Below are 20,372 nucleotides of genomic sequence, written 5' to 3' on the forward strand. Positions count from 1 at the left end.
GAAGATCATAAGGGGCCGGCAGTACGACAACGCAGATCGTGGCAAACAGGGCAAAAGCCCAGCAAGACCAGCACCCGAACGCCGCCGGCCACAGCCGGCGATCCCGCCCACCGGACTCATCCATCGGCATACGTCACATCCCCGATCGGCTCGCCCCGGCCGGACGACCGTCCGGATGCCGCATCGCCATAACACCGATCATCAGTATTCTAACCAACCGTGGCCAGATGAATCCTCACCGTGCCCATCGGCATGATCCGCCCGCAGGCATCCCATTCCGAGTCCAGGGAACCGCCCCGCCACCCGGGGGAAGCTTCGTTCGTCAGGGGTCCCTGCGGGCCGCGCGGGCGGTCAGGCCGGCGGAGAGCAGATGCAGGCCGCGGGCGGTCGTCGGGTCGGCGCCGGTCAGCTCGGCGATCCGGCGCAGCCGGTAGTCGAGGGTGTTCGGGTGGATGTGCAGCGCCGTGGCCGCCTCCTGGCGGCGCAGGTCGAGGGCCAGGTACGTCCGCAGTGTGCGCTGAAGATCGGGCCTGCCCTCGAGGCCGTCGAGCAGGTGCTCGATCGCCGGCAGCGCGACGCCGGGCCGGGTGAGCTGGTACTCGACCAGCAGGTCGGCAAGCTGGAACAGGCCCGGGGCGCGTTCGAGCGCCCGGGCCAGCCGCAGCAGCTCGGTGGCCTGCTCGTGGGCTTCGGGCAATCGGGCCCGGCGATCCGCCGCCACGACCGACGCATCCACCAGCGCGCCGTCGAGCGCCTCGGTGGCCGCGGCGAGCAGGGCCGGTATCCGGTCGATGACGGCGGCGGTGTCGTCGTCATCGACCGGGAGCAGGGCCGTCGCGCCGCGGCCGTCGTCGTCCACGGCAACCGGGACCGCCGGCCCGAAGCAGGTACCGAACGCCTCGTGGAGCCGCCGGGCGTAGCGGCCCGTCCGGTCCGGGGCGCCGGGCTGGCGCGCACGGAGCACCGCCACGACGTGGGCGGCGCCGAGCACGACCCCCGCACGGTCGGCGAGGACCTCCGCGGGCGCACCGGCGAGCAGTGCTCCCACCAGCTCGCGCAGCAGCTCACGCTGGGCGGCGTGACCGGTGTTCGTGGCGGCGACGGCGCCGACGCCGGGGATGAGCATGGGCAGGAAGCGCTGGAGGAACACGGCGACGGCGATCACGTCGTCCTCCTCGCCGGGGCCGGCGAGCCGGGCCACCTCCTCCAGGGTGATCCGCGCGCCGATGTGGTGCGCCATCAGCATGGCCTCGGACGCCACCTCGTCCGGCGCGGACAGCGCCACCGACGGCTTCAGCAGGGCGAGCTCCGCGGAGATCGGCAGGCGGTCCTCGCGCAGGCAGCGGGCGAACAGCTCCACTCCGGCGAAGGCGAGGCCGGACAGCTCACCGTGCCCCAGCTCCGGGACGACCTGCGCGGGCGGCAGTTCCGCGATCACGGCGGAGACCATCCGGCCGGCGATCACGCCGAGCGAGCGGTCGAGCCGGTCACAGATCGAGCGCGGCGGCTGCGGCCGCACCGGCTGCGGCTGCGGCTGCGCCGGCTGCGGGCCCGGCTCGGCCGGCGGGCTCGCGTCGCCGTTGTGAGATCTCACAACAAACCCCTACGTCGTTTCGGGCTGGCATGCACTGCGATCCAGGTCACATTTGTCGAGACTCAGGCTGCGCTCACACCGCGTCGGCGGTGGATGAGGATCGGAGGAGACACGTGTACCTGGGATCGGTCGCCCGCGAGGTGCCAGACAAGATCGCGTACCTGGTCATCGACGGAACTGAGGCCGGCCAGGTGCGGGAGTCGGTCACCTACCGCGAGCTCGACGAGCGTTCCAACCGGCTCGCCCAGCTGTGGTGGAGCCGCGGGCTGCGACCCGGCGACGTGGTCGCCGTCTGCATGGAGAACAACGCCCGCTACCTCGAGGTGGTCTGGGCGGCGCAGCGCTCCGGCCTGTTGTACACCGCCGCCAACTACCGGCTGACTCCCGATGAGCTGGCCTACATGGTGGACGACAGCGGGGCCAGGGCCCTGGTCGTCTCCGCCGCCACCGAGCAGTCGGCGCTCACGCTGCTCGACCGCACGCCATCGGTGCGCGTCCGACTGGCGGTCGGCGCCGACCTGCCCGGCCACGAGCGCTACGAGGAGGCCGTCGCGGCCTTCCCTGCGCGTCCGCTCGACACCGAGCTGGAGGGCGGGGACATGCTCTACAGCTCGGGGACGACCGGGCGTCCGAAGGGCATCCGGTCGGCTATCGCCGAGCCGGCGCCGATCGGTGAGGGCGGGCCGTTGCCCGCGCTGCTGCGGCAGCTCTACGGGTTCGGGCCGGACACGGTCTACCTGTCGCCGGCACCGCTTTACCACGCGGCCCCGCTGCGGTATTGCGTGACCGCGACCCGGCTCGGCGGCACCGTCGTCGTGATGGAGCGGTTCGACCCCGCGGCGTTCCTCGGCGCGGTCAGCGAGTACCGGGCCACCCACGCCCAGGTGGTGCCGACGATGTTCGTGCGGCTGCTGAAGATGCCCGAGGAGCAGCGCCTCGCCTACGACACCTCCAGCCTGCGGTATGTGATCCATGCGGCGGCGCCGTGCCCGCGCCAGGTCAAGCAGGCCGTCCTCGACTGGCTGGGGCCGATCGTCCACGAGTACTACGCGGGTTCGGAAGGCAACTGTTATGTGGCCTGCTCACCGCAGGACTGGCTGGCGCATCCCGGTTCGGTCGGCCGGGCGCTGCTCGGTGTCCCGCACATCACCGACGACGACGGCGTCGAGCTCGGCCCCGGCCAGATCGGCACGGTCTGGTTCTCCGGGGGTCCCGAGTTCAGCTACCACCATGATCCGGTGAAGACCGCCGAGTCGCACGACGCCCGCGGCTGGTCGACCCTCGGCGACATCGGCTATCTGGACGAGGAGGGCTTCCTCTACCTCACCGACCGCAGGTCCTACACGATCATCACCGGTGGGGTGAACGTCTACCCGCAGGAGATCGAGGATCTGCTGGTGGGGCATCCGGACGTCCTCGACGCCGCCGTCTTCGGCGTGCCCGACCCGGATCTGGGCCAGCGCGTGCAGGCCGTCGTGCAGCCCGTGCCCGCCGTCGTCGAGAGCATCACCGGAGCCGCCACCGCGGGTCCCGCCGCGGCCATCACCGACACCGCCATCGCAGCGGCGCAGGACGAGCTGGTCGACGAGCTGATGCGCTACTGCCATGAGCACCTCGTCGGCCCGAAGCGGCCGAGGGACATCGATATCGTGACCGAGCTGCCCCGGCATCCCACCGGCAAGCTCTACAAGCGGCTACTTGTAGACCAGTACAGCAAGAACAGCCAGGCCAGCCAGTAGGACCAGGCCGGCCACCAGCCAGCTCCGACCCGGGAGGAATGCGCCGCGATGACAGTGGCCGCCGGTTCGACGCCGCTACGCACGGTCGACGACGTCGACCTGTCCGACATGTCCTTCTGGGTCCGGCCGCGGGCCGAGATCGACGCCGCGTTCGCCCTGCTGCGGGCCGAACGCCCGCTGCCGTTCTACCCGGAGCCGGTCTTCGCCAACGGCGCCATCCCCTCGGGCGCCGGCTACTACGCCGTCACCCGCCACGCCGACATCGCACGGATCAGCGCCGAGCCGGGGATCTTCTCGTCGGCGCAGGGCGCCACGACCATCGTCGACCTGCCGGCGGAGTTCCTGGAGTTCTTCGGCGGAATGATCAACCTGGACGCACCCCGGCACCACCGGCTACGCCGCATCGTCTCCCGGGCGTTCACGCCGCGCATCATCGCGCAGACCGAGGCCGACATCGCCGCGATCGCCCGCACCGTCGTCGACGACCTGGTCGCGGGCGGTCCGGGCGAGTTCGTCGAGCGGGTCGCCGCCCGGCTCCCGCTGGAGGTCATCTGCCGGATGATGGGCCTGCCGCGAGAGCGCTACGCCGACGTCTTCCGCTGCACGAACGTGATCCTCGGCTCCGCCGACGCGGACTACGTACCCGAGGGCACCGACATCGTCGCCGCCCTGCTCGGCGCGGGTGCTGAGCTCGCCGCGCTGCTGCAGGAGACCGCGACGGCGCGGCGGGCGAACCCGACGGATGACCTCACGACCGCGCTCGCCCTCGCCGAGGTCGACGGCGAGCGGCTGGACAACGGCGAGATCGCCTCGTTCTTCATCCTGCTGCTGGTCGCCGGCAACGAGACCACGCGCACCGCGATCAGCCACGCGCTGCTCGCGTTGACGGCGTTCCCGGCCCAGCGGGAGATCTGGCAACGTGACATCGACGGGACGACCGCGACCGCCGTCGAGGAGATCGTGCGCTGGGCGAGCCCGGTGCGCTGGATGCGCCGCACCGTCACCCGCGAGGTGGACGTCGCCGGTCAGCGGCTGGCGGCCGGCGACAAGGTGCTGCTGTTCTACTCGTCGGCGAACCGCGACGAGTCCGTGTTCACCGGCCCCGACCGCTTCGACGTCCGCCGCGACCCCAACCCGCATCTGGGGTTCGGCGGCCACGGCCCGCACTTCTGCCTCGGCGCCCACCTGGCCCGCCGCGAGATCTCGGTGATCTGGCGCGAGCTGTTCGCCCGCATCCCGGACATCCACGCGGTCGGCGAACCCGAATGGCTGGCCAGCAGTTTCATCAACGGCGTCAAGCGCCTGAACTGCGACTTCACCGCCCACTGAGCCCGTCCTTCGCGCATTCAGGTGCAGGGCCGGCGCCCCGGACCCGCCGAGGCCTCGCCATCGGCAGCCCACCGGCGGCTCATCGCTGGTAGGTACGCAGCTGCGTGCGGAGCTCGTCGTACCAGGCGTACGGCCCACGCTGGCCTTCCCGCGGTGGTGTGCCCAGGGCGTCGACCAGGTCCGTCACCCCGTAGGTGACGCGGTACGCCGCCAACGACGCGGCCGTGTCCAGCCAGCCACCGCCTTTCAGCCCGGATGGCGGGCCGTAGCCGAGGGCGATGGTCAGCCACTTCGGCAGCAGGGCCGACTCGTTGACCGCCGCGACGACCCGCCGCCGGAGCAGCTGACACAGCCGGGCACGGGCCTCATCCCCGCCAGTGATCGCGGGGCCGTGCACGGCCTGCTGGTCGTCGTCCGCGGCGATGAGGGCGGAGGCCGACGCCGCCTCCTGCCTGACCTGCTCGAGTTGTCGCGCAAGAGTGTCCGCGTCAAGAACGGCCTGGCGGAAGGCGTCCGCCGCCTCGCCGTGTGGAGCGCCGCCCAGCGGCACGTCGGCGAGGACGGCGCTGTGCCTGACCGCTTCGGACCGCCGCCGAACGTACTGGTCGCCGAGACTTCGATGGCGCTCGACGACCTGGACGTGGTGGGCCCGGTCGGATTCGGCCAACACCGCGGCCCGCGCCTCGTCGCCCCGTCGGATTATCCCGATGAGGTTCCTGGTGAAATGGTCGGAGTCATCGAGATCGGCCACGGGGGCCCCGTCCGTCGACCGCACGGCCTGCTCGATGAAGTCCACTCGGAGCTTCAGGTCCTCCGTATCATTCCGTGCCACGACCAGCGCCGCCGAAATCTTCTCGAATTCTTCCCGGAGGCCGACCAGGCCGGCCGTCACCTCCTCCAGGCGGCCATCGTCCAGCAGCTCAACCCGCCGTTTGACGTCATCATACTTCTTCGTCGCCTTACGAAGATCGGCTCTGAGAGTGCGAACCTCCCTTTCCAGATCGTCGAAATCCGACTGGCTGGGGTGGGGCGGGTCCTGCTCGGTTGCCATGGCGCTCCCTTTCATGGAGCCGGCAGCGGGGCCGGCGTTCTCACCGCGCCGGCTCAGCCGGACAGCAGGACACCGAGGACCGCCAGGACGACGATGACCGCACACCAGCCGGGGAGAGCGCCGAAGGCGACCAGAACCGCCGCCGCGGCGCTGGTGGCGAGGGCCACGGCTCGCAGGAGGCGACGGTCCTGTCCGGTACGTGGCCGGCGCGACTCGGCACCGAGGTTCACAAGGGCCAGCAGCCCGGGGACGCCTATCAGGAGCCACCATCGGCTGACCCAGCCGGCCGCGGCCGAGACGAGCACGAGCGCCGCGACACCAGCGGTCACCGCACTGACCATCCGGATTGTTCTGACGGCCGCCAGTCGCCGCCGTTCCTCGGCTGCCTTCTCCGCCCGATCCTTGCTGTCCAGCAACTCGACGGTGGTCCGCAGGAGACCGTTCACCGCCTCCTGGTACTCCACACCTTGCCGGGGTTTCTCTCCCAGTGCGCGGTGCTGCGCGCGCAGACGCTGCTGGATCTCCTCGGCCTCGCTCAGATCGACGTCCACAGGGGCTCCGTTTCCAACGTTCGTTCCACCGCAGGCCACCGAAGGAGAAGGAGAGCAAGAAGAGACAAGCAAGGCAACATAGTAGGGCCGTGGTGGYGAAGGATCGGCTGCTATGCGATTTCCCGCCGCCCGTTTCCGGAGCGGACCTCAAGCCCACCGAACAGCGGAGTCGAATCCCAGGGCCCTCACGGTCGGGGCGCTGCCTGTTCCCCGGGACAATGCTGCTCACCGGAGCGGTGCGGCTCCGCGGACTGCCGCTGCCACTCGCGCGGGGTGACGCCGTACAGGCGGCGGAAGCGGCGGGTGAAATGGGTGGGGTCGCTGAAGCCCCAGCGGCTGGCGACCATCGCGATGGTGCGGTGCCGGTGCTCCGGGCGGCGTAGTTCCTCGCGGGCGCCCCGCAGCCGCTCACCGATGATCCACTGTTCGAGGCTGACGTCGGCCTGGGCGCAGATCTTGTACAGGTGGCGCACGGAGATGTTGTGGGCGGCCGCGATCACGGCCGGCCGCAGGTCGGGGTCGACGAGATGCCGGCGGCAGTAGGCCCGGATCTGGGTGAGCAGCGTTTCGTCGAGCACGTCACGGGCGCGCGGCTCGGCGTGCGCGGCGGACGCCAGCAGGGCGCGGGCCAGCTCGATGCTTCCCCGCCCGAGCAGGTGCGCGGCCGGGTCGACGCTCAGGCTCGGCGCCTCCCGGACCAGGTGGGCGACATGGTCGGTCATCAGGCCGTACAGCGGGCTGTCGCGCAGGTTGACCGCCGCGCGACGGATCACGTCGATCGGGAGCCCGACCTGCTCGAACGGGATCTGGATGCAGCCGGCCGCGCCGTCACCGGACCAGGAGAAGTCGTACGGCGACGACAGGTCGGCCATCATCAGCGCGCCGGGCGGCACGGTCTGCTGGTGCCCGAGTTGCTCATGGCGGCCGTCGGCGCGCAGCTGGACGGACAGCGCGACCACCGGCGCGGCGTCCTGCCTGGCCTGCTTCGCCGTACGGAGCAGGCGCAGCCCGGAGGAGCGGGCGACGAACACGTTCGCCGCCCCGAGATCCCAGACCTCGAGGCGGGTGCGCACGTCACCGCCCGGGTTCTCGTGGATCACGTGCGACGGGACGGACGCCTCCATCATCGCCGCGTGGACGGCGTCGATCCGCTCCCCCGGCGGCAGGTCCGCCGTGTCCAGCACGAATCCCATCCGCTCCGCCCTGTGTACTCCGCTCCGCCCTGTGTACTCTGCTCCGCCCTGTGTGCACGGTGAGCCGACAACGGTGCACGCACAGCCCTGCTGTCGGCGCACCACCCCCCTAACGTTCCTTCCGGAGTCTTATCAGGAGGTAGCGGTGCTGCGTGGGCGGGTTGAGGAACGTACACGCCTGGAAGGGCTGGTCGCGTCCGTGCGTGACGGGCTCAGCGGCGTTCTCCTGCTCCAGGGGGACGCCGGCATCGGCAAGACCGCCCTGCTGGAACACACCGCCGAGGCCGCCGCGGGCGCGGGCGTGCAGGTCGTCCGGGTCGCCGGCGTGGAGTCCGAGTCCGGTTTCGCCTTCGCCGCGCTGCACCGGCTGCTGCTCCCGTTCCTAGGAGCGCCACGCGGCCTGCCGCCGGCACAGGAGCAGGCGGTGCGGGTGGCGTGCGGGCTGGCCGAAGGGCCGGCGCCCGACCGCTTCCTGGTCGGGCTCGCGACGCTGACGCTGCTCGCGGAGGTCGCCGCCACCAGGCCTGTGCTGTGCTGCGTGGACGACGCCCAGTGGATCGACGCCGAGTCGCTCGGCGTGCTCGCGTTCGTCGGGCGCCGGCTGCACGCCGACGGCATAGGCCTGCTGCTCGCGGTGCGGGGGCGCTGTGACGGGCTCGCCGGAATTCCGGTCCAGCCCGTCACCGGCCTGGACGAGCAACACGCGCTGGAGCTGCTCCGTTCGACCGTGGCGGGGAAGCTGGACGCCCGGGTCGGGGCCCGCATCGTGGCCGCGACCGGCGGCAACCCGCTGGCCCTCACCGACCTGGGGCAGGAGCTGACCGGCGCCCAGCTGGCCGGTGGGGTGTCGCTGCCGGAGCCGCTGCCCGTCGGGAGCCGGCTGGAGGAGCACTACCTGCGACAGGTGGCGGCGCTGCCGGAGCCCACGGGGACCTGGTTGTTGCTGGCGGCGGCGGAGCCGGCCGGCGACCTCGACTATCTCCGCGACGCGGCCGCGCGGCTCGGGGTCGGGCCGGACGCGACCGGCCCCGCCGAGGCGGCGCGGCTGGTGGCGGTGCGGGCAGCCGTCGAGTTCCGCCATCCGCTGGTGCGGTCCGCGGTGTACGGCGGTGCCACCAGTGTCGCGCGGCGCCGTGCGCATGCCGCGCTGGCCGAGGCGACGTCCCGACCCGCCGACGCCGACCGGCGGGCCTGGCACCTGGCAGCCGCCTGCGCCGGTACCGACGCCGATGTCGCCGCCGAGCTGGAGCGGGTGGCCGACCATGCCGGCGCGCGCGGCGGGTACGCGGCCCGGGCCACCTACCTCGCCCGGGCCGCCGAACTCACACCGGAGACGTCGGGCCGCGCCGAGCGGCGACTGGCCGCCGCCGAGGCCGCCTTCCTCGCCGGCGCCCCGCTGCAGGCGCAGGCGCTGCTGGACTCCGTCGAGGAGTCGGCGACGGATGACGTCGGCCGCGGGAGGGCGCTGGTGGTCCGTGCCGGAGCGCTGCTCACGCTGGGCGCCGAGGGGGCGTTCGCCCGGGCGCCGGCGTTGGCACTGCGGGCGGCATCGGCGTTCGGCCCGGACGCGCCGGAACGGGCCCGGGACGCGCTGCTGAAGGCCGTCGAGTACACGAACGGCGCGGAGGGCCTGCTGCTCGACATCACCCACGCCGACATCGCGCGGGTGATCCGGGAGATCCTGGGCATCACCGACGACGACGGCGGCGGCGACGGCGACGCCACGCCGGGCAACACCGGCACCGGTGACGGCACCGGTGGCGCGAGGCTGGCGACCGGGCCCGACCTGCTCCTGCGTGCCTTCGACGTGCTCGCCCTCGACGGGTACGTGGCCGCCGTCCCCCACCTGCGACGCGCCTGCGAGGTGCTGGTCGGCCCGTCCACCTCCGACGAGGACTACCTGCGCGGCTACCTGTCGGCGGTCTGGATGAGCATGATGATCTGGGACGAGCCGTTGCACACCGCGGTGATCCGCCGGGCCGTCGAGGTCTCCCGGCGCGCCGGCGCGCTGTGGCAGCTGGACACCGCCCTGTACTGCGCGGTGATGCATGAGACCAATCTCGGCGACTTCGCGGCCGCTGACACGCTGATGGCCGACGGCAACCAGGTCCGCGCGGCGATGGGCGCCACGGATGAGGTGTGGGCGATCTACCGCCACCCGGAGCTGCTGGCGTGGCGGGCCGGCGGGGACGATCTGACCAAGGTCCTGGACGATTCGATGCGCGCCGCGACCTGGCTCGGCAACGGTGCCGTCGAGTCGATCGCCCGGATCGGGCGGGTGATCCTCGCGCTCGGTGGCGGCGACTATGCGTGGGCCCGCACCGAGGCACACCATCTGATCGCCTCCGATACTCGCGGTGTGCACTCGCGGGTCCTGCCGAACCTGGTCGAGGCCGCGGTGCGCAGCGGCGACCGGGTGCTCGCGACCGCGACGCTGCGCACGCTGTCCGAGCGTGCGACGGCGGCCGGCGGCTCGTGGGCGCTCGGCCTGCTGGCACGCTGCCAGGCCGTGCTCGCCCCCGACGACCGCGCCGAGCCGCTCTACCGGCAGGCGATCACCCTGCTCTCCGCCAGCCGCGCCCGCACGGACCTCGCCCGTGCTCACCTCCTCTACGGCGAGTGGCTGCGCCGCCGCAGGCGTCGCCGGGACGCCCGCGACCAGCTGCGTGCGGCGTTGGTGATGTTCGAGGAGATCGGCGCGGCCGGATTCGCCGCCCGGGCCGCGCAGGAGATCGCCGCGACCGGCGAGACCTGCCGCCCCCGGAGCCCGGAAACGGTCACCGGCCTGACCGTTCAGGAGCTCGCCGTCTCCCGGCTGGCCGCCACCGGTGCGACGAACACCGAGATCGCGGCCCAGTTGTTCATCAGCGCCAACACCGTGGACTACCACCTGCGCAAGGTCTTCCGGAAGCTCGGTGTGACGTCCCGCCGCCAGCTCGGGCCCGTGCTCGCCGCCGAGCTGGGCCGGCACCCCGACGACGCCGCCAACCCCGACAACACCGACAACGCCGACAACGCGGCCGACGCCGGGTCGGGCCCGAACCACACGCGGGGGACGGCCCGGCTTTCGTGACTACGTGTTTCGCGGGATTCGGCGGCCGTGCGCCCGGCCCCACGATGGTGGGGACCGGAGTTCGGCACTCTCCCCCTGGGAGCGCTTCCATGCCGTTCGTCAGTACCGCTGATGGCACGCAGATCTACTACAAGGACTGGGGCGAAGGCCGGCCAGTCGTGCTCAGCCACGGCTGGCCGCTCAACTCCGACAGTTGGGAGGCGCAGCAGCTCCACCTCGCCGAGCACGGCTACCGGGCCATCGCGCACGACCGCCGCGGGCACGGCCGTTCCACCCAGACCTGGGGCGGCAACGAGATGAACACCTACGCCGACGACCTGGCCGCCCTGATCGAGGCCCTCGACCTGCGGGACGTCACGCTGGTCGGGTTCTCCACCGGCGGCGGGGAGGTCGCCCGGTACATCGGCCGCCACGGCACGGCCAGGGTCGCCCAGGCGGTGCTGGTCTCCGCCGTGCCGCCGCTGATGCTGCGCACCGACGACAACCCGGGCGGCCTGGCCGTGGATGTCTTCGACGCGATCCGCGCCGGTTCGCTCGCCGACCGGTCGCAGCTGTACCGGGACCTCGCCGACGGCCCGTTCTTCGGCCTCAACCGGCCCGGGGCGAGCGTCTCCCAGGGCGTGCGCGACGCGTTCTGGCGCCAGGGCCTGCAGTCCGGGCACCGCAACGCCTACGAGTCGATCGCGGCCTTCTCCGCCACCGACTTCCGTCCCGATCTCGACGCGTTCGACATCCCGACCCTCGTCATCCACGGCGACGACGACCAGGTCGTGCCGTTCGAGGTCGGCGGCCAGGCCTCCGCCACGCGGATCCGGGACGCGGCGCTCGTCGTGTACCCGGACGCACCGCACGGCATCACCGACACCCACAAGCAGCAGCTCTGCGACGACCTGCTGGCCTTCCTCGACAAACACAAGGAGTCTCAGTGACCGCACCGGACACGATCGTCCTCGTCCACGGCTTCTGGGTGACGCCCCGCAGCTGGGAGAACTGGATCAGCTACTACGAGGCGAAGGGCTTCCGGGTGATCGCCCCCGGCTACCCGGGCTTCGAGGTCGAGGTGGAGGCGCTGCGGGCCGACCCGCAGATCATCGTGGACGTCACCGTTCCCGCGATCATCGAGAAGATCGGGGGGATCATCGACGGCCTCGACCGCAAGCCGATCATCATGGGCCACTCGGCCGGCGGCGCGTTCACCCAGATCCTGCTCGACCGCGGCTACGGCGCGGCCGGCGTCGCGCTCAACTCGGCGCCCACCGAGGGCGTCAAGGTCGTACCGCTGTCCCAGGTGAAGTCCACGTTCCCGGTGCTCAAGAGCCCGGCCAACCGGCACAAGGCCGTCGGGCTCTCGCTCGAGCAGTGGACGTACGCGTTCACGAACACGTTCACCGCCGAGGAGGCCGAGGCCCTCTACGAGCGCTACCACATCCCCGCCAACGGCGGGATCCTGTGGGGCAGCGTCCTGGCGAACTTCCAGCCCGGCCACCAGGACACCTGGGTGAACTACCACAACGACGACCGTGCGCCGCTGCTGTTCATCTCCGGCAGCGAGGATCACATCATGCCGCCGGCGATCCAGCAGTCGAACGCCAAGCACTACAAGTCGAACACCATCACCGAGATCAAGCAGTACGAGGGGTACGCGCATCTGCTGCCCGCGCAGAAGGGCTGGGAGGAGATCGCCGACTACGCCCTCGACTGGGCGCTGCGGCACGCACAGTGATGAGCTCCGCCCCGCACACCGTCCGCGTCACCCACATCGGCGGGCCGACCACGCTGCTGGAGTTCGCGGGCTGGCGGCTGCTGACCGACCCGACGTTCGACCCGGCCGGGCGCAGGTACGCGTTCGGCTGGGGCACCTCGTCGCGCAAGCTCGCCGGCCCGGCCATCCCGGCCGGCGAGCTCGGGCCCATCGACGCGGTGCTGCTCACCCACGACCACCACGGCGACAACCTGGACGAGGCCGGCCGCGCACTGCTGCCCTCCGCGGGCACGGTCATCACCACGGTGCCCGGGGCGGCCCGGCTCGGCGCCGGCGCCCGGGGGCTGAGCCCCTGGCAGTCGACCACGCTGGAGGCTCCGGGGCGGCCGTCCATCGAGGTCACCGCCACCCCGTGCCGGCACGGGCCGCCGCTGAGCCATCCGATCGTCGGGGACGTCGTCGGCTTCGCCCTGCGCTGGGACGGGCAGCGGCACGGCGTGCTGTGGATCTCCGGGGACACCGTGCTCTACGGCGGTGTCCGCCACGTCGCCGAGCGGCTGACCGTCGGGCTCACGCTGCTGCACCTGGGCGGTGTGCGCTTCCCGGTCACCGGCCCGCTGCGCTACACGATGACCGCCCGCGACGCGGTCGACCTGCTCGGCGCCGTCCGGCCGCACACCGCCGTGCCGGTGCACTACGAGGGGTGGCAGCACTTCCAGCAGTCCCGAGCCACCATCGAACGCGAATTCGCGGACGCCCCGCCCGACGTCCGCGACCGCATCCGCTGGCTGCCCCTGGGATCACCCACCGACCTGGAAACCTGACCTCTCGGCCGTTTCCGCGTGGGCGCGCCGTAAGGAGGCCGGCCACGGCGGGGTTGTGTTCTCAGGTGACGCCCATGCGGTAGGCGAGTCCGCGTAGGTCGCGGCCGCCGGCCGCGCTGCGGGCCCGCTGCAGCATGACGGCGACGGTCTCGCGGACGAGCGGGCTGGTTCTGATCTGCTCGGGCGCGAGTTTCTCGGCTTCGCGGAACATGGCGAGGGCCTCCTGGTCCTTTCCGCGGGTCTGCGCGAGGCCGCGGCCGAGATCGGCGTAGAAATGCGCGCGGCGGCGGCGCGACGGAAGAACGGTCGGGTCGACTCCCTGCGCCAGTTCCGCGGCCTTGCCGCCGTCGCCTCGTTCGACGGCGATGCTCACCTGCCAGACGGCGACATTTGTCGGCCCGAAATGCAGGCGGAAGGCGCTGGTCTCCCCGGTGCGCCGGGCGATGTCCGCGGCCTCGGCGATATGGGCGTCGATGTCGCGGGGGTCGCTGCCGGGGGCGGCGGCCAATGCCGCGGTCAGGTGAAGAATGCCGTAGACGGGCATGACGTCCGGGTGGTCGAGACTGGCGGCGGCGGTGTCCGCCGCGTGCTGCGCCACCCGGCGCGCACGGTCGCGGGCCCCGGCGGTGAGCAGGCCGTTCGCGCGGGAGAACTCACCGAGCGCGGCCCATTCCGGGCTTTCCAGCAGCTGCGTCCCCTGCACGCAACGTTCCGCGGCGATCCACGCGAGGTCGACATAGCCGAGGTCCTTGGCCAGGACGAACGCGGCGCGGTAGACCTCGACGAGGGTGGCGATGGCCGCCCGGGAGCCCGGCCCGTGCGGGTCGGCGGCGTGGCTGTGGAGCCCTTCGATCAGCTCCGGCAGGCGCGGGGCGTAGCTGGCGTGCTCCGATGCCTGCCAGGCGACACCGACCTCGGCGGCGATCCGCTGGAGTTCGGCGACGGGTCGGGCGGGCCGCTCCGGCCGCTCGTGAAAGGCCGTGCCCAGGATGGCGATGCGAAGGGCGGGAATCGCCGCCAGGGACTGGGCCTGGGCCGGGTTCGTCGGCGCGTACGGCTGGCCGGTCAGGTCCGTGATCGACACCTGCAGGGCGGCGGCCACCGTTTCGAGGTGTGATCGGCGGTCCATGCGGCGCTGGCCGTTCTCCACCATCGACAGGAAGCCCTTGGACAGTCCGGTGAGCCCCGAGAGGGTCTCCAGGCTCATTCCGCGGTAGCGCCGGCAGGACCGTATGCGTATGCCGATTGTCGGCAGTTCCGATCCGTCGTTCATGACAGCGTCTCCCGGTCTCACGGAGCGCGGGCAGGTGCCGCCAGCCTATCCCGCCCGATGAGACACCCCGCATTCACGGCGGTGAACGCCACACGACCCGTCCGGCCAAATCGGTTCGCAGGTGTGAACGTTTGGTTACGCGCGAAACATAGCCTGTCCCACGACATGACTCCGCTCGCGATCGCCAGCGGCGCTGACGGATTCGGGAGGTGGCTATGAGGGATGGGGACAGCACGGACATCGACGCTGACGACGAATGGATGTGGAATAACGACGACTGGTTCACGCCCTGGCCCTGGCTGCCCGGAGAATTCCGGTGGCTGGATTACCCGTGGGCCGGGAGTTCCGTCGCCGGATTACCGGACGCCGCGCCGCGGGGCATGGCCGCGTCCGGCGCCGGAGATGATCATGACCCGGCGGGCGGATCCACGGCGGAGACGACCCCGTCGACGGCTACGGCGGCCACCCGCTGGGAGTTCGAGTCCGGTGGGCTTCGGGCCCTGTGGCCGGAGCCGTCCGACAGCCTGATCGTCGGCCTGCTGCCTGCGTCGATCCAGGCGGGCGGGGAGGCACAGGAGATGYTGCTGTGCGACCTGATCCGGGTCGACGCGGATGTGATGGTCGGGGCGAGCATCGGCGTGGCGCAACTGGCCACCGTGGGCCTGGTTGTGCTGCATCGCCGCTTCACATCCCTGATGCAGACGCGGGTGGCGTGGGCGGTGGGTGTCCGGCTGCGCCACGAACGGCTCGCGGCCGGCACGCTGCCCCGGATCGTGATGGCGGGGTCACTTCCCAGCGACGACATGATCCCGGACGGAGTGACGTTCTCGGCGCATCGGGTACACCTGCGCGACCACGGAGTCATCTCACCGGTGGAGGTGTGGGAGGCGAACTTTCCCCCGCTGGTCACCGACGGGGAGAACACTGTCCGCCGGGCGCCGCGGGGCCTATCCTGACTCGTCTGTCCAGGGCGCCTGCGCGCGTTCGAGGAACGTCGGTTCGGCGGCGGCGTCGTCGTCCAACGCCAGCAGCATCGGCAGGTAGACCTTTCCTGCCTGGTCCGGGGCGGCCTCCTCGACCGTGCCGACGGGGCGGAAGCCGTGGCGCAGGTACACGCCGACGGCGGCCGGGTTCGTCGGCACCACCCACAGGCGCACACCGACCGCGCCGACCTCCCGCGCCCACCCCAGCGCGGCGCCGAGCAGCAGGTCGGCCGCCCCGGTGCCGCGCACGGCCGGCGCCACCCACATCGCGGCGAGCTCGCGGAACTCCGGCGCGTGCGACGGACGATGCACGTCGACCATGCCGACGAGCTGCCCCAGGGCGCCTTCGGGCCGGCCCGGGGTGTGTTCCAGCAGGAAGGTGGCGTGCGCGTCGCCGGTGGCGTTGCGGGCCGCGCGGGCCTGCCAGTCGGCGAAGGGCCGGGCGCCTTCACCGGCCAGGGTCTGCCAGAACGAGTCGGGTGCGTCGGCGAGCGCCGCGAGTCGCACCTCGCGCAGCCGCTCGGCGTCGGCAGCCTCGATGCGGCGCACGTTCACCCTGACGATGCTATTCAGGCACAGCGGCGCGCCCTCCGCCAGACCAGCTCGGACCAGGGCAGACCAGGGCCGGTGACGCCCGCTCAGGGCAGCCGGGTGACCGCGATCTCCCCCAGTGCGCGCGCCGTTCCCGGCTTCGCTCCGGCGCCGACGGTCACATAGAGGTACACCCCTCCCTTGACCGCGTAGAAGTCCTGGATGTTCCCGCCGCTGGTGTAGGTGAATGCCTTGTAACCGCCCCCGGAAACATCCTCTGCCGGCTGGAGCTTCGGGTGATCGCGCATTCTCTGGTATTTCTGGCCGGCATTGTCTCGGGTGGCCCAGACCTGCACCCAGCCCCTGGCTGAACCATACGGGCAGCCGATGACCTCCGGGGCGCCCTCGCTGGGGAAGGGCTGGCCTTCGGTGAACTCCACGCCGACCGCGCGAGTGACTTCCTCCGGTGTCAGCAGCTCACAGGTCGCCAGCGGCGCCGGTGCGGCATCACACGCCACCGCGCCCACCAGGAAAGCAACAGCAAGCCCGGCGGCCACACGTGGTCTGGACAGCACCTGTCATTCGACCATGGCTCTTCGCGCGCCTCGTTTGATCTGTCACGGAGGCGACAGAATCCACCGACGCGGGTTCATCCGCCACCCTGGCCCAGAGGGAATCCGAGCGAATCAGGCCGTGCCAGCCGAAGGTGCGACCGCTCTTCGCGGCCGGCGGTCCGGCCACTGCCACGGACGCTCCTGTCGCAGCTCCCGGCACTGATCCCGGCACCGCCGTTGACGATCAGTAGGCGGCATCGCTTGCCTGTGGGCACAACCAGGGCACAGGATTTCAAAGGCGGTGCCTCCCGCGCCCGCGCGGGGGAGGAGCCACTGATGCCGAGCGTGGGCGATCCGGCGGCACGCCGGCGAGTGCTGCTGACCTGCCTCACCGCGATGTTCGCGACGACGTTCACCGCGACACTGCTCACCGTCTCCCTGCGCACCGTCGCCGAGGACCTCGGCTCCAGCGTCGGGGTGATCTCCTGGTCGGTGACAGGCGCGTTGTTCGCCCTGGCGGTGGCGATGCCGATTCTCGGCCGGATCGGCGACATCCGCGGGCATCGCCGCACCTTCCTCACCGGCACGGCGTTCGCCGTCGTCTTCTCCGCCGCCACCGCGCTGGCGTGGGACGCGACGTCCCTGATCACGTTCCGGATCCTGGCGCAGCTCGCCGGGTCGGCGACGATTCCGGCGTCGTTCGCGATGCTGTTCAACGTCTTCCCGCCGCAGGAACGGGTGCGGCCGTCCGCGTGGGCCTCCGGGGTGCTCTCCGGCGCGTCGGTCACCGGCCTCGCCGTCGGCGGTGTGATCATCGATTCGATCGGTTGGCGTGCGGTGTTCTTCCTGCAGGCCGGCATCGCGATCGTTCCGCTGGTCGCCGCCGTCCGGGTGCTGCCCCGGGATCACGGCGAGAGCCGGGCCGCGCTGGACAAGGCGGGTGCCGCGGTCCTCGCTCTGGCGGTGTTCACGCTCACCTTCGGGGTGAACCGCGCGGCGGCGTGGGGGCCGAAGCCGATCGTCTGCGTGCTGCTGGCCGCGGCACCCGGACTGTTCTGGCTGCTTGTCGTGGTCGAGCGACGCAGCGCCGAGCCGGTCGTCCCGCTGGAGCTGCTGGCGGCCCGGGACGTCCGTGCCGCCGGAGGGACGTCGTTCCTGCTCTGCGCCGCGCACCTGGGGAACTTCCTGGTGACGCCGCTGCTGCTGCAGGGCGTCTTCGGGCTGTCGGTGTCGCTCACCTCGGTCGTGACGATGTGCCGCACCCTGTCGATCGCGCTTGCCGCTCCGTCCGCGAGCTGGCTCGGAACGAAGTTCGGGCCCCGGCTGCTGGCCGCTCTCGCCAGCTGTGTGTACGTCGTCGCGCTGCTCATCCTGGCCTTCGGCGCCCGGGCGGACCTGCTGTGGCTGGTCATCGTGGGGCTGATCGTGAGCGGTCTGGCTTTCGGGCACGCGCAGCCGCCACTGATCGTCATCGCCAGCAACGCCGTCGCCGACGGAAGCTTCGGGCTGGTCACCTCGCTACAGCAGACCGCGGGCCAGATCGGCGGTGTCGTCGGCACCAGCCTGCTCTCCGCCGTGGTCGCGGACACGCTGGAACCGGGCCCCTTCGCCGTCAGCTACCTGATCGCCGCCGCGTTCGCCGTGCTCGCCGCCGCCACCGTGCTCCTGAGCACGCGACGCTCCCCCGCCACGGCCGGCCTCACTCCGGTGGGCACCGTGCCGGCCCTCGACCCGGATGTGACGCCGGCTCCACGCTGAGACTTCACGCTGAGGCTCCGCGCCGGGTTCCACGCTGAGAGCGCGTGCCGAGATCGGGTGCTGAGGGCCGTCGAGTGGCACGGCCTCCAGGCCACTCAGTCTGGTTCCGGACCCCGCAGCTACCCTGCCGATCTGGCACATTACGCTGCCATCATCACTATTCAGGCGCATGCATTATCAGGGCACATGGTGCAATATCGGGGGGCACACCATGCCAGGCGGGACGCGACTTCCCTCGCACCTGGGCCTGCACGAGGGTGGCGGGCTCGGGCGGTCGCAGGGTGGGCGTGGGCTCGCCGGGCACCTCGGTCTGTCGGTGCTTGCCCTGTGCTCCGCGACCGTGCTGCTGTTCAGCGTGGGCGGCTGGTCCGTCGCCACCTATTCGGACCGCAACGTCACGCGCCTCGGGCTCGACCTGGGCGGTGACGACAAGTCCGCGAAGCATGACGTGGCCAACTACCTGCTCGTCGGCAACGACAGCCGAGCAGGCACCAACGGCGAATACGGTGACGAGCCCGGCCAGCATTCGGACACCACCATTCTGATGCATGTCGCCGCCGACGGCGCCACCACGATGATCTCCTTTCCACGCGACACCCTCGTCGACATCCCCGCGTACACCGATAATGCCGGCAAAAAACATCGGCAGCACAAGGGAAAGTTCAACTCGGCACTGCACGACGGCGGCCCCCAGCTGCTCGTGAACATGATCCAGAGCCTCACCGGCATGCAGGTCGACCACTATGTGGCGGTCGACCTCGCCGGCTTCAAGAAGATCACCGACGCGATCGGAGGCGTCGACGTCTGCGTGAAGCCCTCGGATTTCGTGGACCGTTTCAAGGACGACAACGGCCGCTGGCGGACGAGCACCAACACCAAGGACTCGATGAGCGGCTGGGTTGGTGGTCCGGGCACGGTGCATGTCAACGGCGATCAGGCACTCGCGTTCGTCCGCCAACGGCACGGTTTTCGTGACGGCGACATCGCCCGGATCCAGCGTCAACAGCAGTTCCTCGGCGCCGTGTTCCACAAGGCCATGAGCGGTGACGTCCTCACCAACCCGCTCAAGTCGTCCGCGCTGCTGCGGGCGGCGACCGGGGCGGTGACCCTCGACGACGACACCAGTCTCGACGAGCTCCTGGACCTGGCACTGTCCATGAAGGGCATGGTGGGCGGGATGAACGTGACGACGTTGCCCACGCGCTCCCCCGGCCTCGCCGACGGCGGGAACCCCGAGGACGGGACACTGCCTCCGTATGGGTCGGTCCAGCTCTACGATCCGGTCGACCTCGCGAAGATCGTCGTACCGTTGGGCGGGCACGTCGAGGACGTCGACCTCGACGGCACGGCCGCTCCCGGTGCGGCCGGCACGCCCGACCCGGGAGCGACACCCGGGCCCGTGACGGTCCCGGCGGACCAGGTCACCGTCTCGGTCTACAACGGTTCGACCACGTCCGGCCTCGCGGCGAAGGCGACGACCGCGCTCACGGGCCAGGGCTTCCACGCGACCAGTGCGGGAAACGCCGACTCGAAGAAGTACACGGCACCCCGCGTGCTGTACGGCCCCGGCCGACAGGAGGCCGCCTGGACCGTGCAGGCGGCCGTACCCGGCTCGATCACCCGCGCCGACCCGACCATCACCGGGATCCACCTGATCCTGGGCTCCGAGTACACCGGCGTGGTCACCCCCACCGTGACAGGCACGACCACCGGCACGGCGCCAGCCACCGCGACCGCGCCCGCACCCGCACCCGCTCCCGAAAGCCCCGCCGCGCAGGGCCAGGCCCCGCCGACCTGCACGCTGTGATCGCGGCCGACGGCCGGAGCATCGGCCCGCGACCGGCCCGCGCACGGGCCGGTCGCCCGAAGCACCGACACATCGATGTGACAACCGCCACAGGAACCTGTCACCCGCGGCGAGGAACCGAAAGCAGCACAATCACACGCCGTTAGAATCCCCACCGGCCCGCGCCTTGCCAGGCATTCAACAAAAGAGCAACAAGCCGTCGTCAGGGCCCTGCCGCAGGACCATGCGGAGCTCAGCCCGATAGACACGGACGCTACGCTCAGTATTTTCTTCCGCGACCCGATGTGCATGCGTCGCGAACGCCGGGAACAAATACCTTGTCCCGAGAGGACAACACCGGCTTGCGCATCCGCATCGTTCGCAGCTATCTTCCCGGAAGATCTTGTCCAGCTGGAGACGGCGGCCTTCGG

At 71.4% G+C, this 20,372-nt stretch carries 16 protein-coding genes; 9 read left to right on the forward strand and 7 right to left on the reverse strand.

All coding sequences use genetic code 11. The features are described 5' to 3' along the window. Positions 1-322: 322 nt before the first annotated feature. On the reverse strand, positions 323-1,594 hold the full coding sequence (locus CcI49_RS22215; protein ID WP_076829051.1) for a helix-turn-helix domain-containing protein: 1,272 nt from the start codon (positions 1,592-1,594) through the stop codon (positions 323-325). 113 nt (positions 1,595-1,707) lie between these two features. On the opposite strand from CcI49_RS22215, the gene CcI49_RS22220 reads away from it, so the two are divergent. Then, a complete protein-coding gene (locus CcI49_RS22220) occupies positions 1,708-3,333 on the forward strand; it encodes an AMP-binding protein (protein ID WP_076829053.1) in 1,626 nt (541 codons plus the stop codon). 48 nt (positions 3,334-3,381) lie between these two features. Continuing rightward, positions 3,382-4,662 (forward strand): cytochrome P450, encoded by a 1,281-nt coding sequence (locus CcI49_RS22225; protein WP_054566202.1) that lies wholly within the window; start codon positions 3,382-3,384, stop codon positions 4,660-4,662. Positions 4,663-4,741: 79 nt separating this feature from the next. Here CcI49_RS22225 and CcI49_RS39825 read toward each other — a convergent pair whose 3' ends face one another. The 3 genes from CcI49_RS39825 to CcI49_RS22240 form a co-directional block, all read right to left on the reverse strand. After that, the gene (locus CcI49_RS39825; protein WP_054566201.1) at positions 4,742-5,713 is read right to left on the reverse strand and encodes a hypothetical protein; all 972 of its coding nucleotides are present in this window, start codon (positions 5,711-5,713) and stop codon (positions 4,742-4,744) included. Positions 5,714-5,766: 53 nt separating this feature from the next. Beyond that, on the reverse strand, positions 5,767-6,264 hold the full coding sequence (locus tag CcI49_RS22235) for a hypothetical protein (protein WP_054566200.1): 498 nt from the start codon (positions 6,262-6,264) through the stop codon (positions 5,767-5,769). 185 nt (positions 6,265-6,449) lie between these two features. Continuing rightward, positions 6,450-7,457, reverse strand: a complete 1,008-nt coding sequence (locus CcI49_RS22240; RefSeq protein ID WP_054566199.1) for a helix-turn-helix domain-containing protein — start codon at positions 7,455-7,457, stop codon at positions 6,450-6,452. A 145-nt stretch (positions 7,458-7,602) separates the two neighbouring features. Here CcI49_RS22240 and CcI49_RS22245 point away from each other — a divergent pair, with 145 nt between their 5' ends. The 4 genes from CcI49_RS22245 to CcI49_RS22260 all read left to right on the forward strand — a co-directional run bounded on the left by CcI49_RS22245 (position 7,603) and on the right by CcI49_RS22260 (position 13,056). Continuing rightward, the gene (locus CcI49_RS22245) at positions 7,603-10,530 is read left to right on the forward strand and encodes a LuxR family transcriptional regulator (RefSeq protein ID WP_241840187.1); all 2,928 of its coding nucleotides are present in this window, start codon (positions 7,603-7,605) and stop codon (positions 10,528-10,530) included. 89 nt (positions 10,531-10,619) lie between these two features. Continuing rightward, complete coding sequence (locus CcI49_RS22250) at positions 10,620-11,459, forward strand: alpha/beta hydrolase (protein ID WP_054566198.1); 840 nt, start codon at positions 10,620-10,622, stop codon at positions 11,457-11,459. Then, positions 11,456-12,253 (forward strand): alpha/beta hydrolase, encoded by a 798-nt coding sequence (locus tag CcI49_RS22255; RefSeq protein WP_054566197.1) that lies wholly within the window; start codon positions 11,456-11,458, stop codon positions 12,251-12,253. Before CcI49_RS22250 ends, CcI49_RS22255 begins: the two co-directional genes overlap by 4 nt. After that, positions 12,253-13,056: an MBL fold metallo-hydrolase gene (locus CcI49_RS22260; RefSeq protein WP_054566196.1), complete on the forward strand. Its 804-nt coding sequence runs from the start codon at positions 12,253-12,255 to the stop codon at positions 13,054-13,056. Before CcI49_RS22255 ends, CcI49_RS22260 begins: the two co-directional genes overlap by 1 nt. A 61-nt stretch (positions 13,057-13,117) precedes the next feature. On the opposite strand, the gene CcI49_RS22265 is transcribed toward CcI49_RS22260, so the two are convergent. Further along, on the reverse strand, positions 13,118-14,329 hold the full coding sequence (locus CcI49_RS22265; protein WP_076829056.1) for a helix-turn-helix transcriptional regulator: 1,212 nt from the start codon (positions 14,327-14,329) through the stop codon (positions 13,118-13,120). 215 nt (positions 14,330-14,544) lie between these two features. Between CcI49_RS22265 and CcI49_RS22270 the strand changes: the two genes are divergently transcribed. Then, positions 14,545-15,285 (forward strand): hypothetical protein, encoded by a 741-nt coding sequence (locus tag CcI49_RS22270; RefSeq protein ID WP_198955595.1) that lies wholly within the window; start codon positions 14,545-14,547, stop codon positions 15,283-15,285. Here CcI49_RS22270 and CcI49_RS22275 read toward each other — a convergent pair. Together CcI49_RS22275 and CcI49_RS22280 are read right to left on the reverse strand one after the other, a co-directional pair. Next, positions 15,277-15,861, reverse strand: a complete 585-nt coding sequence (locus CcI49_RS22275) for a GNAT family N-acetyltransferase (protein WP_083473229.1) — start codon at positions 15,859-15,861, stop codon at positions 15,277-15,279. The genes CcI49_RS22270 and CcI49_RS22275 overlap by 9 nt on opposite strands. A gap of 89 nt (positions 15,862-15,950) precedes the next feature. Continuing rightward, complete coding sequence (locus CcI49_RS22280) at positions 15,951-16,400, reverse strand: hypothetical protein (RefSeq protein ID WP_054566193.1); 450 nt, start codon at positions 16,398-16,400, stop codon at positions 15,951-15,953. Positions 16,401-16,733: 333 nt separating this feature from the next. Here CcI49_RS22280 and CcI49_RS22285 point away from each other — a divergent pair, with 333 nt between their 5' ends. Together CcI49_RS22285 and CcI49_RS22290 are read left to right on the forward strand one after the other, a co-directional pair. After that, complete coding sequence (locus tag CcI49_RS22285) at positions 16,734-18,155, forward strand: MFS transporter (RefSeq protein WP_054566192.1); 1,422 nt, start codon at positions 16,734-16,736, stop codon at positions 18,153-18,155. A 211-nt stretch (positions 18,156-18,366) separates the two neighbouring features. After that, positions 18,367-19,962: an LCP family protein gene (locus CcI49_RS22290; protein WP_076829070.1), complete on the forward strand. Its 1,596-nt coding sequence runs from the start codon at positions 18,367-18,369 to the stop codon at positions 19,960-19,962. Positions 19,963-20,372: the final 410 nt, after the last annotated feature.

This window comes from Frankia sp. CcI49, from assembly GCF_001983215.1.
GTDB lineage: Bacteria > Actinomycetota > Actinomycetes > Frankiales > Frankiaceae > Parafrankia > Parafrankia irregularis.

Bases quoted from the DNA above. Each gene is read 5' to 3' on its own strand.
- CcI49_RS22290 (WP_076829070.1), top strand. From the start codon at position 18,367: ATGCCAGGCGGGACGCGACTTCCCTCGCACCTGGGCCTGCACGAGGGT.
- CcI49_RS22240 (WP_054566199.1), bottom strand. From the start codon at position 7,457: ATGGGATTCGTGCTGGACACGGCGGACCTGCCGCCGGGGGAGCGGATC.
- CcI49_RS22260 (WP_054566196.1), top strand. From the start codon at position 12,253: ATGAGCTCCGCCCCGCACACCGTCCGCGTCACCCACATCGGCGGGCCG.
- CcI49_RS22250 (WP_054566198.1), top strand. From the start codon at position 10,620: ATGCCGTTCGTCAGTACCGCTGATGGCACGCAGATCTACTACAAGGAC.
- CcI49_RS22265 (WP_076829056.1), bottom strand. From the start codon at position 14,329: ATGAACGACGGATCGGAACTGCCGACAATCGGCATACGCATACGGTCC.
- CcI49_RS22225 (WP_054566202.1), top strand. From the start codon at position 3,382: ATGACAGTGGCCGCCGGTTCGACGCCGCTACGCACGGTCGACGACGTC.
- CcI49_RS39825 (WP_054566201.1), bottom strand. From the start codon at position 5,713: ATGGCAACCGAGCAGGACCCGCCCCACCCCAGCCAGTCGGATTTCGAC.
- CcI49_RS22285 (WP_054566192.1), top strand. From the start codon at position 16,734: ATGCCGAGCGTGGGCGATCCGGCGGCACGCCGGCGAGTGCTGCTGACC.